Below are 14,397 nucleotides of genomic sequence, written 5' to 3' on the forward strand. Positions count from 1 at the left end.
TGCGAGGAGGGTGGAGTCGTGCGTCCTACGGGACGCGCGCCGGCTCCTGCGCCAGGGCCGCAGCGATCTGCTCGGCCCATGCCTTGACCGCGTCCATGTCGCGGTTGTCTCCGTACTTGCCGCGGGCGGCGAGGATCGCCGCGCGCTCGGCGAGGCTGAGCTCGAGGACGTCGAGCTTGCCGGGGAAGTGCCGGTGGCCCTTCGCCTGCAGCGCCTGCATCCGGGCCGCCGTGGCGGGCGTGGCGTTGGCGTCCTTGCTCGGCGCGTCGGCCAGCCCGGAGGAGAACAGCCACACGGGCTTGTTCTCGAGCTGCGGGGCGATCCGGTCGACCAGGTCGCGGGCCTCCGGCAGCCACTGGCCCAGGTAGACGGCCGAGCCGATCACCACGGCGTCGTAGAGGCCTGCGTTGGCGATGTCAGCAGGCTCGATGTGGTCGCAGTCGAAGCCGGCGTGGTTGAGCGTCGCCGCGATCAGCGCGGCGATCTCTCTCGTCGCACCATGCTTGGACGCCGCACTCACTAGTACGCGCATATCGGGTCCCTCCTCGAAACTCATCGTCAACCCGTCGCCGGAGCGTGAATGTCCGACTTCTCCATCATTGCTTTCGCAGGCGCGCGTTCCGTAGGCCGGAAGTCCCTGCCCGAGCGCAACCCCTGTCACAATCAGGTGATGCGTGACCAGAGACACAGAGACCTGTCCCTCCTTACCAAGGCTCACCTGCACCTGCACTTCACCGGGTCCATGCGCCAGACCACGCTCGTGGACCTGGCCGCCAAGCACGGTGTCCGTCTGCCCTCGGCACTGCTCGAGGCGGACCCGCTGCGTGTCCCGGCCGACGAGCGCGGGTGGTTCCGCTTCCAGCGCCTCTACGACGCGGCCCGGGCGTGCGTGCGCGACGAGGACGACATGCGGCGGATCGTCCGCGAGGCCGCCGAGGACGACGCCGCCGAAGGCTCCGGCCGCCTGGAGATCCAGGTCGACCCGACGTCCTACGCCCCCTTCGTGGGCGGCATCACCCCGGCCCTGGAGATCGTGCTCGACGAAGCCCGGGCCGCGAGCGCCGCCACCGGGACCGAGGTGGCCGTGATCGTGGCCTCCTCTCGGATGCGCCATCCCCTGGAGGCCCGCACCCTGGCGCGGCTGGCCGCCCAGAACGTGGGCGACGGTGCTGGCGAGGTGGTCGGCTTCGGACTGAGCAACGACGAGCGGCGCGGGGACACCCAGACCTTCGCCCACGCCTTCGCGATCGCCCGGCGCGCTGGCCTGGCCTCGGTGCCGCACGGCGGGGAGCTGCTGGGCCCCGGTCACATCCACGACGTCGTCGACGCCCTTCACCCGGACCGGCTGGGTCACGGCGTGCGGTCCAGCGAGGACCCGCGGCTGCTCGAGGAGCTCGTCTCCCAGGGGATCGCGCTGGAGGTGTGCCCCGCCTCCAACGTCTCCCTCGGGGTCTACGCCGACGACGAGCAGGTGCCGCTGCGCACCCTCGTCGACGCGGGGGCCACGGTGGCGCTCGGCGCCGACGACCCGCTGCTCTTCCGCTCCCGTCTGGTCGACCAGTACACGACCGCCCGGGAGGTCCACGGCTTCGGCGACCACGAGCTCGCGCACCTCGCCCGCGGGTCCATCCAGGCGAGCCGGGCCCCGGAGAGCACGAAGGCCCGGCTGCTCGCCGGCGTCGACCGCTGGCTCGAGGAACCCGACGGTGAGCACTGAGCCCTGCCACAGCGACCCCCGCGCCGAGGACTGGCCGCTGGGAGTCTCCCGCGCCTCCACCCTCGCCGAGGTCGACGCGCACGTGGTGGAGTGCTTCGCCTGCCCGCGCCTGGTCGCCTGGCGCGAGGAGGTCGGACGGGTCCGGCGTGCCGCCTTCGCCGACCAGACGTACTGGGCGCGCCCCGTGCCCAGCTTCGGGGACGAGGAGGCCCGCGTCCTCGTCGTCGGGCTCGCTCCGTCGGCGCACGGTGGCAACCGGACCGGGCGGATGTTCACCGGCGACCCGAGCGGCGACGTCCTCGTCGCGGCGCTGCACCGGGTGGGCATGGCCTCCCAGCCCACCTCCGTGGACGCCGGCGACGGGCTGGTCCTGCACGGGGTGCGGATGGTGGCACCGGTGCACTGCGCTCCCCCGGGCAATGCCCCCACACCTGCGGAACGGCACCGGTGCTCGCCCTACCTCGGGCGAGAGCTCGAGCTGCTGTCCGCGACCGTGCGGGTGGCGGTGGTGCTGGGGGCCTTCGGGTGGCAGGCGCTGCTGGGCACGCTGACCGACCAGGGGTGGGCGGTCCCCCGCCCCCGCCCGGTGTTCGCCCACGGCGCGGAGCTGGAGCTGGTCCACCCCGACGGCCGTCGACTCACCCTGCTCGGGTGCTTCCACGTGAGCCAGCGCAACGTCAACACCGGGCTCCTCACCCCTGCCATGCTCGACGCCGTGCTCGAGCGGGCCCGCACGCTGGCGGGCGCGGGCGCCCCGCCCGCCGGGGCGCTGTGACCTGGGCTGTCCTGACTCCGGGAACCACAGCGCCGCGCCCGTCGTTGACACGTCATGAACACCCGCCGCCGATGATCATCGGCGGCACCGCACCGACCCCCGGCAGACCCGGGGTGTCGGCGATACTCGGAGGACATGCATGGAGGTCTCAGGACTCGTCTGGGCACTGACGATCGTGGGGATCACGGCGCTGCTGGCGTTCGACTTCTTCTTCCACGTGCGCAAGGCCCACACCCCGACGTTGCGCGAGGCAGCGATCTGGTCGTCCATCTACGTCGGGCTGGCGCTGATCTTCGGCGTCGGCGTGCTCGTCTTCGGCGGTTCGACCATGGGCGGGGAGTACTTCGCCGGGTACATCACCGAGAAGGCGCTCTCGGTCGACAACCTCTTCGTCTTCCTCATCATCATGGCGAGCTTCAAGGTCCCGCGCGCGGACCAGCAGAAGGTGCTGCTCTTCGGCATCGTCTTCTCGCTCATCGCCCGCACCGCCTTCATCTTCGTCGGCGTCGCACTCATCAACAAGTTCTCGGCGCTGTTCTACCTCTTCGGCCTGTTCCTGCTCTTCACAGCGATCAAGCTGCTCAAGCCGGAGGACGAGGACGAGGGCGCCGAGGCGAACAACTTCATCATCCGGACCGCCAAGAAGATCTTCCACACCACCGACGAGTACGACGGCGACAAGCTCTTCACCATCCAGAACGGCAAGCGGGCCCTGACCCCGATGCTGCTCGTGATGGTCGCCATCGGCGGGACCGACATCCTCTTCGCTCTGGACTCCATCCCGGCGATCTTCGGCCTGACCCAGAACGTGTACATCGTGTTCACCGCCACGGCCTTCTCCCTCATGGGGCTGCGCCAGCTGTACTTCCTCGTAGACGGCCTGCTCGACCGCCTCATCTACCTGTCCTACGGCCTCGCGGCGATCCTGGGCTTCATCGGCGTGAAGCTCGTCATGCACGCCCTGCACGAGAACAACCTGCCGTTCATCAACGGCGGCAAGCACGTGGAGATCGTCGAGATCAGCACGGCCTTCTCGCTGTCGGTGATCGTCGGGGTCCTCCTGGTGACCGTCCTCGCCTCCCTGCTCAGCCCGCGCGGCAAGGCCCAGAACGTCATCTCCTCCGCCCGTGTCAGCGCTGCGCACTACCTGGACCGCGACTACACCCTGGGCGAGCCCGGGGAGCGCGACCGTCTGTACACGCACATGCTGGCCAGCGAGAAGGCGCTGCACGAGCTGGACCCGAAGTACCGGGAGGGTGTCGAGGAGGAGCTCACCGAGCTGCTCAACCGGGCACACTCCGAGCACGCCGCGCACCGCTAGGCGCTGCTCAGCACGCAGAACGACAGACGCACCGGAAAGCCCTCCTCGGGCTTCCGGTGCGTCTGTCGGTTCAGGGGCTCTCAGGGGCCCTCATCCCCTCAGGGTTGCTTGCCGGCCAGGGCCTGCTTGAGCATCTCCATCGCGCCCTCGCGGGACTCCGCGGCGGCGATGAAGCCCGCCTTGTGGCAGAAGACGGCGTCGGGCACGCCGGTCACCTCGGCGAGCTCGGCTCCGCTGAGACCGCGCCAGGCCTCGGGGAAGGGCTTGCGCGAGCCGAACTGGGAGCTCTCCGGGCGTACGGTCTGCAGGGTCCAGTGACCGGTCGCGCCGGGGAAGACGGTGTAGAGCAGCTTGGACTGCTTGGTCGCGATCCCCCCGTGCGGGATGAACTTGTCCAGCACCACGTAGGTCTTGGACGGGCTGGCCTTGTAGGCCTCCAGGAAGTCCCGCTCGGCGGCCAGGGAGCTCTCGTACTTGCGGCGCAGCCGCGCCAGCAGCTGACCGGCCAGGGACACCGCGACTCCGAACTGGGTGTCGAAGTCCTCGTCGTCGCCGATCGGGTTGAACAGCCCCAGCGTCTCGGAGATGTCGAAGGGCACGGCGCCCAGGTCGGTGAGGGTGTAGAGGTCCTGCCCGTTGTCCACGGCGTCGATCGCCTGCACCAGGCGGGAGTCGATGCGCTGCCAGACGGCGTCGTCGCCGCCGCAGTAGTCCTTGCCGTAGTGCTGCCACAGCAGGCCGAAGGCGGAGTAGAGGATGCCGTTGTCGCGGGCTCCGGAGCTCAGCTGGTGGTGGTCGAAGCGCTTGGCCTCGACGTCGTAGACACCACCGACGTCCAGCACGATGTCCGCCGTCGCCAACCGCTCGGGGTCACGGGTGCGGATCACCTCCGCATCGGGGAACAGGTGCGTCAGGAGCGCGACGCCGAAGACGTCGTCGGCGTGGAACTTGCCGTTGTGGGTAGCGATGATCACCGGGCAACCCTACGCGGGCAGGCGGCGGGATCGAAGTCTCGCCGGCTCCACAACGTGAGCAGGCGACACGAGCTCCACGCGCGGCGGATAACCTTGCCCTGTGACAGACCAAGTGAACACACCGGAGCAGCCCGTCCAGGCCGCACCCGAGCGCCCGCGCGACGGTGCCCGCGAGGAGATGCCCGAGCAGCTGCGCGCCGACGTGCGCCTGCTCGGTGACCTGCTAGGACAGATCCTCAGCGAGGCCGGCGGGGCAGACCTGCTCGAGGACGTGGAGTGCCTGCGGGCCCTCGTCATCCTTGCCGCGACCAACCCCGAGTCGGTGGCGATCGAGGAGGCCGAGACGCTCGTCGACTCCTTCACGCCCCAGCGCGCCGAGGACGTGGCCCGCGCCTTCAGCTGCTACTTCCACCTCGTCAACCTCGCCGAGGAGCACCACCGCGTGCGGGTGCTCCGCCAGCGCGAGTCGGCGCTCACCCCCTCCCAGTCCCACCCCGAGGACTCCCTGCCCAGCGCGCTGCGTGCGCTCGTGGACGAGGTCGGCGCGGACGACGCCCGCGACCGCCTCGCAGGCCTGGAGTTCCGTCCGGTGCTGACCGCCCACCCGACCGAGGCCCGACGCCGCGCGATCGCCTCCGCGATCCGCCGCATCACCGTGCTGCTGGCTGCCCGCGACGACCGCGCCCTGGGTGGAGTCACCCTGCGCGAGAACACCGAGCAGCTGCTCGCCGAGATCGACGCCCTGTGGCGGACGTCACCGCTGCGGATGACCAAGCCCTCCCCGCTCGACGAGGTCCGCACCGCGATGGGCGTCTTCGACGAGACCCTCTTCACGGTGCTGCCGGACGTCTACCGCCGCCTGGAGAACTGGGTCAACATCGACGGTGCCGGTCAGACCGCTCCGGTCGCCCCCGCCTTCGTCCGCCTGGGCACGTGGATCGGTGGGGACCGGGACGGCAACCCGAACGTCACCGCCGCGATCACCCGGCAGGCCGCCTCCATCGCGAACGAGCACGTGCTGCGCGCTCTCGAGGCAGTGGCCCAGCGCGTGGGCCGCACGATGACCCTGGACGCCTCCACGACGCCGGCCTCCGCCAGCCTCGACCAGCTGTGGCTCGCCCAGCGCCAGCTGGCACCCGAGCTGACCGCGGAGATCGCGACCCGCTCTCCCAACGAGCCGCACCGCCGGGCGCTGCTCGTGGTGGCCCGCCGGATCGAGGCGACCCGTCTGCGCGACGCCGACCTCGCCTACCCGACCGCCGACGACCTGCTCTCCGACCTCACCGTCATCCAGGACTCCCTCGTCGCCGCGGGCGCCAAGCGGGTGGCCTACGCGGACCTGCAGAGCTTCATCTGGCAGGTGCAGACCTTCGGGTTCCACCTCGCCGAGATGGAGATGCGCCAGCACTCCCAGGTCCACCGCGAGGCGCTGGCCGAGATCGCCGAGCACGGCGCGGACAGCCCTGCGCTGAGCGAGCGGACCGTGGAGGTGCTGGAGACCTTCCGGGCCATGGCTGCCATCCAGCAGCGGTACGGGACCCCGGCCGCGCGCCGCTACATCGTCTCCTTCACCCAGTGCGCGGACGACCTCGCCAACGTCTACACCCTCGCCCAGCACGCTCTCGGCTCGGCCGAGGCCATGCCTGTGCTCGACGTCGTGCCGCTGTTCGAGACCTTCGCCGACCTCCAGGCGGCGCCCTCCATCCTGGCCGAGATCCTCGATCACCCGCAGGTGGCCGCACGCCTCGCCCAGACCGAACGGCGCATGGAGGTCATGCTCGGGTACTCCGACTCCTCCAAGGACGTCGGCCCGGTCTCGGCGACCCTGGCCCTCTACGAGGCGCAGAGCCGGATCGCGCGGTGGGCGCAGGAGAACGACATCACGCTCACCCTCTTCCACGGCCGGGGCGGCGCCCTGGGCCGCGGCGGCGGCCCGGCCAACCGTGCGGTGCTCGCCCAGCCCCCGGGCTCGGTCGACGGGCGTTTCAAGCTCACCGAGCAGGGTGAGGTCATCGCGGCCCGCTACGGCGACCCGGTCATCGCCACCCGGCACATCGAGCAGGTCGCGGCGGCCACGCTGCTGCAGTCCCTGCCCTCGATCGGGGACCGCAACGCCCAGGCCGCCGACCGGTTCGCCCCGGTCGCCGCGACCCTGGACGCCGTCTCGCGCGAGCGCTTCTTCGAGCTGGTCCACGCCGAGGGCTTCCCGGCGTGGTTCGCTCAGGTGACGCCGCAGGAAGAGATCGGTCTGCTGCCGCTCGGCTCCCGTCCGGCCAAGCGCGGCCTGTCCGTCAACTCCCTCGACGACCTGCGCGCCATCCCCTGGGTGTTCGCCTGGACCCAGGCGCGGATCAACCTCACCGGGTGGTTCGGACTGGGCACCGCGCTCGCCGCGGTGGGCGACCTGGAGGAGCTGCAGGCGGCCTACCGCAGCTGGCCGCTGTTCTCCACGATGATCGACAACGTCGAGATGTCGTTGGCCAAGACCGACGACCGGATCGCCGAGCGCTACCTCGCCCTCGGTGACCGTGACGACCTCGCCGCGCTGGTCCTGGCGGAGATGGCGCTCACCAAGGAGTGGGTGCTCAAGGTCACCGGCAAGACACGGATGCTCGCCGACCTGCGGGTGCTCGGCCGGGCCGTGCAGCTGCGCAGCCCCTACGTGGACGCACTGTCCCTCATCCAGCTGCGCGCCCTGCGCGCGCTGCGCCGCGGCGCACCTGCTGACGAGGTCCCCGAGCTGCAGCGGCTGCTGCTGCTCTCCGTCAACGGAGTGGCCGCCGGCCTGCAGAACACCGGGTGAGGCGACCGGCTGGGTGACCAGCCGCCGTCTGACACAGGCCTGCGACGCGTCCGCGTCGTGGGCCTGTGGCGTCTGCGGGGCACCGCCGCGTGATAACGCGAACATTGTTCTGCTGATAGCCATATGTCGGATCAGTTGGTAAGGTTTCCGGCGTTAGTCTCCGCTCGCGTCAACGCCGACGCGAGCCCGAGCAGAAACCGAGGAACAATGACGTCTCCCCACCCCGCCCGTCTGGCCGTCGCGGCCACGACGGCAGCCCTCCTGGCAGCGACCGCTCTCGCGGCCCCAGCCACCGCCGCCCCCGAGGCACCGCCCGCACCGGTCTCCGTCAACGGCTACCGGTCCGTCGGCTACGTCATGGCAGACACCCCTGTCACCCGTGACTACCAGGTCGCGGACATCCTGCGCACCGGTGCCGCCGACAGTCTCACCCACCTCAACTACGCCTTCGGCAACGTCACGACCGACCTGGTCTGCGACATCACGACCGTGCCCGGTGAAGGGGACGCCTACAACGACTTCCAGCGTCTCGTCTCAGCCGGCGACTCCGTCGACGGCGTCGCCGACACCGCCGGCCAGCCCGTGGCCGGAAACTTCAACCAGCTCCGCAAGCTCAAGGAGAAGAACCCCGAGATCAAGGTCCTCATCTCCCTCGGGGGATGGACCTGGAGCGACAACTTCTCCGAGGCGGCCTCGACGCCCCAGGGCCGCACCGCGCTCGTGTCCTCCTGCATCGACCTGTACATCACCGGCAACCTGCCGGTCATCGACGGGCAGGGCGGGCCGGGGACCATCGCCGGCCTCTTCGACGGCATCGACATCGACTGGGAGTGGCCGGTGACCGGCGGGGAGACCGCCAACGCGCGCCCCGCCGACAAGGAGAACTTCCTCCTCCTCATGGAAGAGTTCCGCACCGCCCTCGACGCCGCCGGCGCCGCCTCCGGTGAGTACTACGAGCTCAGCGCCTTCGCTCCGGCCGGCGGCTGGAACGCCCGTGAGGGCGGCTGGCTGGACCCGCGCCTGTTCGCCGTCGTCGACTTCCTCAACGTGCAGGGCTACGACTTCCACGGTGGCTGGGTCCCCACCCAGACCGGCCACCAGGGCAACCTCGTGGGCGACCCCGCCCACAACTGGGGCCTCGGCCTGGACACCGCCATGGGCATGTACGTCACGGCCGGCGCGCAGCCTTCCCAGCTCAACGCCGGTCTGGCCGCCTACGGCCAGGGATGGACCGGGGTGAGTGACGGGACGAAGGCGTGGACCAGCGCCTCCGCCTCGATCGGCACCGACTACTACGCCAAGATCCGCGACGTCGGCACGGGCTACTACGACCCGGTCGCCGGGGCCTCGTGGCGCTACGACGCCGCGACCGGGAACTGGTGGAGCCTGGACGACCCGACCTCGGTCAACGCCAAGGCCGAGTGGATCGCAGCTCAGGGCTACGGCGGGGCGATGTGGTGGGACCTGTCCGGTGACTACCGCAACGAGCTCGTCGGGACCGTCGGGGCGACGCTGACCGCTGCCGCCCCCGGACCGGGCGCCGACGACTCCTGCGCGGCGCCGTGGTACCGCACCGGGGTGTACAGCAGCGGGGACGTGGTCTCCTACGACGGCACGGAGTACAAGGCCCGGTGGTGGACCCGCAACCAGGCGCCCCAGGCAGGCGGCGGCAGCCCGTGGGCGGCGATCGGCGCCTGCGGCACGGCTCCGGCGGTCCCGGCGCAGGCCTGCGCCGCCCCCTGGAGCGCGACCGCCACGTACACCTCAGGTGCGGTCGTCACCCGCGCCGGGGTGAACTACACGGCGCAGTGGTGGAACCGTGGCGAGCGTCCCGGGACCAACTCCAACGGGGCATGGGACCCCACGGGCCTGTGCGTGGCCTGATCTGAGGTCACCGGCCCGGGACGAGGCCCACCCACAGCCCGTCCCGGGCCCGCGTCATCGCGACGAAGAGCTCGCGGCGGTCCCGCTCCCAGCGTTCACTGCTCGCGTCGCTGCCTCGCGGCCGGTCCCCCGTCACGAGGGCCTGCGGGACGCCGCAGACCAGCACCTGCTTGAACTCCAGGCCCTTGGCCCGCTTCACCGTTCCCACCTTGACGGCGTCGACCGGCTCACCGTGGTACTCCGCGAGGTTCACCGTCTGGATCCCGGCCGCGGTGAGCGCCCGCACGGCGGCGGTCACGCCGGCGTGGGTCGGGCTGAGCACCCCGACGTCAGCCGGGGCCGTGCCGGCGGCGGTGAGCACCTGCTGGACGTGAGCGGCCAGAGCCGTGGCGGCGTCGGGCAGGGAGCCGTGCCACAGGACGGGGACCGGACCGCTGCGGGTGACCGTCTCGGGGGTGTCGCCGCGACGCGGCGTGCCCTCGATGTCGGCGAACTCGTCGCCGTCGACGAGGCTGCGGGCGAAGTCCACGATCTCGGCGGTGTTGCGGTAGTTGACCGACAGCACCACCCCGCGCCCGGCGAGGGAGACCCCCGCCTCGGCCAGGGTGTACCCGCCGGGATAGATGGACTGCTGTCCGTCACCGATGAGCGTGAGCCCGTCCGCGGCGTCACCGGTCAGGGCGTGCAGCAGGCGGATCTGGGCGCAGGTGAGGTCTTGGGCCTCGTCGACGATCACCGAGGTGATGGGCTCCTCCCCCGCCACCGTGCCGTAGGGCACGGCCCGCAGCGCCGCCTCGGCGAGCAGGATGCTCCCGGCGAAGTCCGTGACCCCGGCCGCGGCGAGGTTCTGCTCGTAGGCCTGGTGCAGTTCCCACACGCCGCGGCGCTGGTCCACGGTGAGGCGGTGCTTGCGCCCGGTGCGCTGCAGGTCCGCGTAGGTGTCGAAGTCGGTGATGCCGCGCCCGCGCAGCACCACTGCGACCTCCTCCTGCCAGTACGTCATCGGTAGGTCGATGCTCCCCAGGACGCCGTGGCGACCGGTGCGCACCCAGGCCATGTTGAAGGCGTTGATCGCCTTGCCTGCGTCGACCCGGACCCGGACGCCGCGCGCGTCGAGCACGGCCCGGGCGAAGCGGTGCACGCTCGTGAACGCCACCCGGCCCACGGTGTCCGGAGCGAGGCGGCGCAGGGAGTGGGCCATGACCCCGGGCAGGGTGCTGACGAAGGTGGTGACGAGCACCCGACCGCGCGGGTTGAGGCGGGCCAGGTAGGCCGCGCGGTGCAGCCCGACGACCGTCTTGCCGGTGCCCGCGGACCCGCGGATGCGCGCCGGGCCGTTGAAGCTGCGGCGCACCAGGTCTGCCTGCGCCGGGTGCAGGAAGGCCATCCAGTCCTCGACCGGGCTGGCCATGGCCGCCTCCAGGAGCGCGGCGTCGATCTCCTCGTCGGTGAGCGCCGGCTCGTCCCAGCGGCGCTCGGGCGTCAGGACCGGGTCAGCGACCACGGCGGCGACCGGCGACGGCGCGGACCCGATGACGGGGAACAGGTCCAGGCAAGCGGCGAGGACGCGGTCCACCGCGGCCGGGGTGTAGCGGGTGCCGTGCCCCGCGATGAACTTCAGGGCGTCCCCCTCCCCCACCACGCGGACGCTGTCGACCATCTCCGAGATGCCGGTCCGTCCGTGCAGCACGACGACGGGGTGGATCTCGTTGGGCGACAGACCTGTCCGGGCCAGCTCGGCCTCCACGGTCTGGCCGAGGTCGGCGAGGGCGTAGAGGTCCTCGGTCACGTCCTCCTGACCGCGGTAGACCCGTCCGCCGGCCACGGACACGTCGGCCCACCACTTGGTGTCCACGATGAACACCCCGCCGGGTCCGACGAGGACGAGGTCGACGTTGGCGGTGCGGCTGCCGGGCCATCGGCGGTCGGTGAGGAAGTGGTAGCCCACGGCAGCGAGGCGGTCCAGCGCGGCGACGGTGGCCTTCTCCGAGACCTCCGCGGCCCGGTACCGTCCCGCGGCGACGCGCGCCTGAGCGGCGGCCTCGTCGTGCGCCTGGGCGAGTTGGGACAGACGGCGCGCCTCGACTCCTGCTGACCGACCCGCTGGCATGCCATCCCCTCGCTCTCTGACAGGGGTATCGGCAGATCTAGTCGCGCGCTTGAGCCGGCCTCGCCCCGCGCACCAGCGCCGTGCGGAGCACCAGGGAGTGGAGTCCCGCGCCGACGACGGCACCGACCGCGTAGGCGAGCAGGTCCACGGCGTTGAAGGTCGTGCCCAGCAGATAGCGCACCGGGTCCCACCGCTCCATGAGCGTCGCCGGCAGCCCGGTCAGCTGCGCCAGCTCGATGAGGGCGCACAGACCGAAGGCGGAGGCTGCCAGGACACCCCGTCGCGCTCGGGGCGCGCAGAACGCCAGGACCAGATAGACGAGGACGGCGTAGAGGGCGTCACCGGCCGGGTCGGCGAGCGGACCGCTGCCGGTCGTGGCGACCACGAGACCGGTGCCGGTCACCGCCGCCCCGGCCGCAGCGAGCAGCAGCCGCTCAGGCACCACGCGGGGCCAGTGCGGTGCGGACCCCGGCGACGAAGGCGTCGACGTCACCCTCGCTCGTGTCGAAGGAGCACATCCACCGGACCTCGCCGCGGGCGGCGTTCCAGTCGTAGAAGCCGAACTGCTCCCGCAGCCCGTCGACCGCGTGCGCGGGGACCACCGCGAAGATCGCGTTGGCCTGGGTCTCCTGGGTGAAGGCCAGCCCGGGGGCCTGCCCGGCCGAGATGAGGTCCTCGAGCCCTGACCTCAGCCGGGAGGCCATGGCGTTGGCGTGCGAGGCGGAGCGCAGCCACAGCTCGTCGTCGAGCAGGGCCAGCAGCTGGGCGGAGATGAAACGCATCTTCGAGGCGAGCTGCATGGTCATCTTGCGGACGTAGTCGACGCCCTGGACAGCCTCGGGGTCGAGCACGATCACCGCCTCCCCGAACACCAGGCCGTTCTTGGTGCCACCGAAGGAGAGCACGTCCACCCCCGCGTCGGTCGTGATCGCGGCGAGCGGCACACCGAGGTGCGCAGCGGCGTTGGCCAACCGGGCACCGTCCATGTGCAGGCGCATCCCCAGGCTGTGGGTGTGGTCGGCGATGGCTCGGATCTCGTCCGGGGTGTACACGGTGCCGAGCTCGGTGGACTGGGAGATGGAGACGACGAGGGGCTGCGCGCGGTGCTGGTCTCCCCAGCCCCAGGCGTGCTCGTCGATGGCGGCCGGGGTGAGCTTGCCGTCGGGGGTCTCCACCGTGAGCAGCTTCATGCCGCCCACCCGCTCGGGGGCACCGTTCTCGTCGTTGTTGATGTGGGCGAACCGGCTGGTGACCACGGCTCCCCAGCGCGGCAGCATCGAGGTCAGCGCGACGACGTTGGCCCCTGTGCCGTTGAACACCGGGTAGGCGTGGGCCCACTCGCCGAAGTGGGTCTTGACGACGTCCTGGAGCTGCTCGGTCCACTGGTCGGCGCCGTACGCCCGGGCGTGGCCGGTGTTCGCGGCCGCGAGCGCGGCGAGGACCTCCGGGTGAGCGCCGGCGTAGTTGTCTGAGGCAAAGGTGTGATGGGCCACAGGGCCAGCCTACGTCCGATGCGCCGCCGGCTCCGGCGCACGGCCTGGCCCCGGGCTGTCGGTGCCGTCGTGTTGGATAGGCCCATGGCCACCTACCTCGCCCACATCACCGTCCGTGACGATCTCGACGACGACCAGGTCACCGGGATGGCTGACGCGCTCGGTGCGGTCGGTGAGCCGCAGCTGCGCTCCGACGCGGTGGTCTTCGCGGTGCCGGGCGAGGCGCCGGACGGGGCGACGGCGGAGATCGCCGCCTCCCAGCACGCCGCCGAGCTGCTGGACGGGTACATGTACGAGGTCGAGGTCACCGAGGTCCAGTGACGCGCCGCGGACCGCTGGCCCTCGCGTGATGAGACGGCGACCCGCTGATCAGCGGGGAGGCGCAGGATGACTGCGTGACAGGAGTCCTCACCGGGTTCGCGATCATCGCGACCATCATCGCCGTCGGCTATGTCGTGGGCCGGGTGAACCTGCTGGGCCCCGACGCCCGCCAGGTCATCGCCCGCCTGGTGTTCTTCGTGCTCGCCCCCAGCCTCCTGTTCACCATCCTGGCCGACGCCGAGGTCTCCCAGCTCTTCTCCCCGCTCATGGTGGTCTCGCTGGTCGCCGCGTCGGTGACCTTCGCCCTCTACATCCTGGTGGCACGGCTGCTGTGGCACCGCGACGCCTCCGACGCGGTGATCGGTGCGTTGTCCGCCGGCTACGTCAACGCCAACAACATCGGCATCCCGGTCGCGGTCTACGTGCTCGGCGACGCCGCGTACTCCGCACCCGTGATCCTCGTCCAGCTCCTGCTCTTCGCCCCGCTCGGTCTGGCCGTCCTGGACATCCAGCAGCAGGGCCGCGCGTCGGTCGGGCGGCTGGTCAGCCAGCCGCTGCGCAACCCGATCATCATCGGCTCCGCCGCCGGCCTCGTGGTGACCCTGACCGGGGTGAGCGTCCCTGGCGCGGTGATGGAGCCGTTCCGGATCATCGGCGCCGCGGCCGTCCCCCTCATGCTCATCGCCTACGGCATCTCCCTGCACGGGCAGAAGGTCCTCGAGGCCGGCGCGGGACGGCGCGACGCCGTGCTCGCCTCGGCCCTCAAGCTCGCCGTCATGCCGACCGTGGCCTGGCTGTGCGGGCGGTTCGTCTTCGGGCTGACCGGGCACGATCTCTTCGTCGTCGTCGCCCTCGCCGCTCTGCCCACCGCGCAGAACGTCTTCAACTACGCCCAGCGCTACCGGCGCGGGGAGACGCTGGCTCGGGACGCCATCTTCGTGACCACCCTCGGCGCGGTCCCGGTCCTCGTCCTCGTGGCGGCGCTGCTGCGGTAGCCCC

Annotated in this window: 12 protein-coding genes; 7 read left to right on the forward strand and 5 right to left on the reverse strand. The window is 71.3% G+C overall.

From position 1 onward, the window contains the following. Positions 1-25: 25 nt before the first annotated feature. Positions 26-532: a flavodoxin domain-containing protein gene (locus tag SS2_RS12860; protein WP_066464785.1), complete on the reverse strand. Its 507-nt coding sequence runs from the start codon at positions 530-532 to the stop codon at positions 26-28. A gap of 138 nt (positions 533-670) precedes the next feature. On the opposite strand from SS2_RS12860, the gene SS2_RS12865 reads away from it, so the two are divergent. From SS2_RS12865 to SS2_RS12875, 3 genes are all read left to right on the forward strand, one after another. Further along, entirely contained in the window at positions 671-1,717 is a 1,047-nt protein-coding gene (locus SS2_RS12865; protein WP_066464787.1) for an adenosine deaminase, read from the forward strand. After that, positions 1,707-2,492: a uracil-DNA glycosylase gene (locus tag SS2_RS12870; protein WP_083942217.1), complete on the forward strand. Its 786-nt coding sequence runs from the start codon at positions 1,707-1,709 to the stop codon at positions 2,490-2,492. Before SS2_RS12865 ends, SS2_RS12870 begins: the two co-directional genes overlap by 11 nt. A gap of 139 nt (positions 2,493-2,631) precedes the next feature. After that, entirely contained in the window at positions 2,632-3,813 is a 1,182-nt protein-coding gene (locus SS2_RS12875; RefSeq protein ID WP_066464789.1) for a TerC family protein, read from the forward strand. 98 nt (positions 3,814-3,911) lie between these two features. Here SS2_RS12875 and SS2_RS12880 read toward each other — a convergent pair whose 3' ends face one another. Then, the gene (locus SS2_RS12880) at positions 3,912-4,787 is read right to left on the reverse strand and encodes an MYG1 family protein (protein WP_066464791.1); all 876 of its coding nucleotides are present in this window, start codon (positions 4,785-4,787) and stop codon (positions 3,912-3,914) included. Between the two features lie 178 nt (positions 4,788-4,965). Here SS2_RS12880 and SS2_RS12885 point away from each other — a divergent pair, with 178 nt between their 5' ends. Both SS2_RS12885 and SS2_RS12890 read left to right on the forward strand, forming a co-directional pair. Beyond that, positions 4,966-7,590 carry a phosphoenolpyruvate carboxylase gene (locus SS2_RS12885; RefSeq protein WP_083942222.1) on the forward strand — a complete coding sequence of 875 codons (2,625 nt, stop codon included), beginning with the start codon at positions 4,966-4,968 and terminating at the stop codon, positions 7,588-7,590. Positions 7,591-7,797: 207 nt separating this feature from the next. After that, positions 7,798-9,474: a glycosyl hydrolase family 18 protein gene (locus SS2_RS12890; RefSeq protein WP_066464795.1), complete on the forward strand. Its 1,677-nt coding sequence runs from the start codon at positions 7,798-7,800 to the stop codon at positions 9,472-9,474. 7 nt (positions 9,475-9,481) lie between these two features. On the opposite strand, the gene SS2_RS12895 is transcribed toward SS2_RS12890, so the two are convergent. The 3 genes from SS2_RS12895 to SS2_RS12905 are packed head-to-tail and all read right to left on the reverse strand — an operon-like array spanning position 9,482 to position 13,077. Next, the gene (locus SS2_RS12895) at positions 9,482-11,584 is read right to left on the reverse strand and encodes a nuclease-related domain-containing DEAD/DEAH box helicase (protein WP_066464796.1); all 2,103 of its coding nucleotides are present in this window, start codon (positions 11,582-11,584) and stop codon (positions 9,482-9,484) included. A gap of 37 nt (positions 11,585-11,621) precedes the next feature. Continuing rightward, the gene (locus tag SS2_RS12900; protein ID WP_169796305.1) at positions 11,622-12,026 is read right to left on the reverse strand and encodes a ribosomal maturation YjgA family protein; all 405 of its coding nucleotides are present in this window, start codon (positions 12,024-12,026) and stop codon (positions 11,622-11,624) included. Next, positions 12,019-13,077, reverse strand: a complete 1,059-nt coding sequence (locus SS2_RS12905) for a threonine aldolase family protein (RefSeq protein ID WP_066464800.1) — start codon at positions 13,075-13,077, stop codon at positions 12,019-12,021. Before SS2_RS12905 ends, SS2_RS12900 begins: the two co-directional genes overlap by 8 nt. Positions 13,078-13,161: 84 nt before the next feature. Here SS2_RS12905 and SS2_RS12910 point away from each other — a divergent pair, with 84 nt between their 5' ends. Together SS2_RS12910 and SS2_RS12915 are read left to right on the forward strand one after the other, a co-directional pair. Beyond that, entirely contained in the window at positions 13,162-13,398 is a 237-nt protein-coding gene (locus SS2_RS12910) for a hypothetical protein (protein WP_066464802.1), read from the forward strand. A gap of 74 nt (positions 13,399-13,472) precedes the next feature. Further along, positions 13,473-14,393, forward strand: a complete 921-nt coding sequence (locus SS2_RS12915; RefSeq protein ID WP_066464804.1) for an AEC family transporter — start codon at positions 13,473-13,475, stop codon at positions 14,391-14,393. Positions 14,394-14,397: the final 4 nt, after the last annotated feature.

This window comes from Sanguibacter suarezii NBRC 16159 (assembly GCF_001552735.1).
Taxonomy (GTDB): domain Bacteria; phylum Actinomycetota; class Actinomycetes; order Actinomycetales; family Cellulomonadaceae; genus Sanguibacter; species Sanguibacter suarezii.

Excerpts from the sequence above, each read along its gene's own strand:
- SS2_RS12895 (WP_066464796.1), bottom strand. The coding sequence starts at position 11,584 with ATGCCAGCGGGTCGGTCAGCAGGAGTCGAGGCGCGCCGTCTGTCCCAA.
- SS2_RS12860 (WP_066464785.1), bottom strand. The coding sequence starts at position 532 with ATGCGCGTACTAGTGAGTGCGGCGTCCAAGCATGGTGCGACGAGAGAG.
- SS2_RS12875 (WP_066464789.1), top strand. The coding sequence starts at position 2,632 with ATGGAGGTCTCAGGACTCGTCTGGGCACTGACGATCGTGGGGATCACG.
- SS2_RS12890 (WP_066464795.1), top strand. The coding sequence starts at position 7,798 with ATGACGTCTCCCCACCCCGCCCGTCTGGCCGTCGCGGCCACGACGGCA.
- SS2_RS12865 (WP_066464787.1), top strand. The coding sequence starts at position 671 with ATGCGTGACCAGAGACACAGAGACCTGTCCCTCCTTACCAAGGCTCAC.
- SS2_RS12885 (WP_083942222.1), top strand. The coding sequence starts at position 4,966 with ATGCCCGAGCAGCTGCGCGCCGACGTGCGCCTGCTCGGTGACCTGCTA.
- SS2_RS12910 (WP_066464802.1), top strand. The coding sequence starts at position 13,162 with ATGGCCACCTACCTCGCCCACATCACCGTCCGTGACGATCTCGACGAC.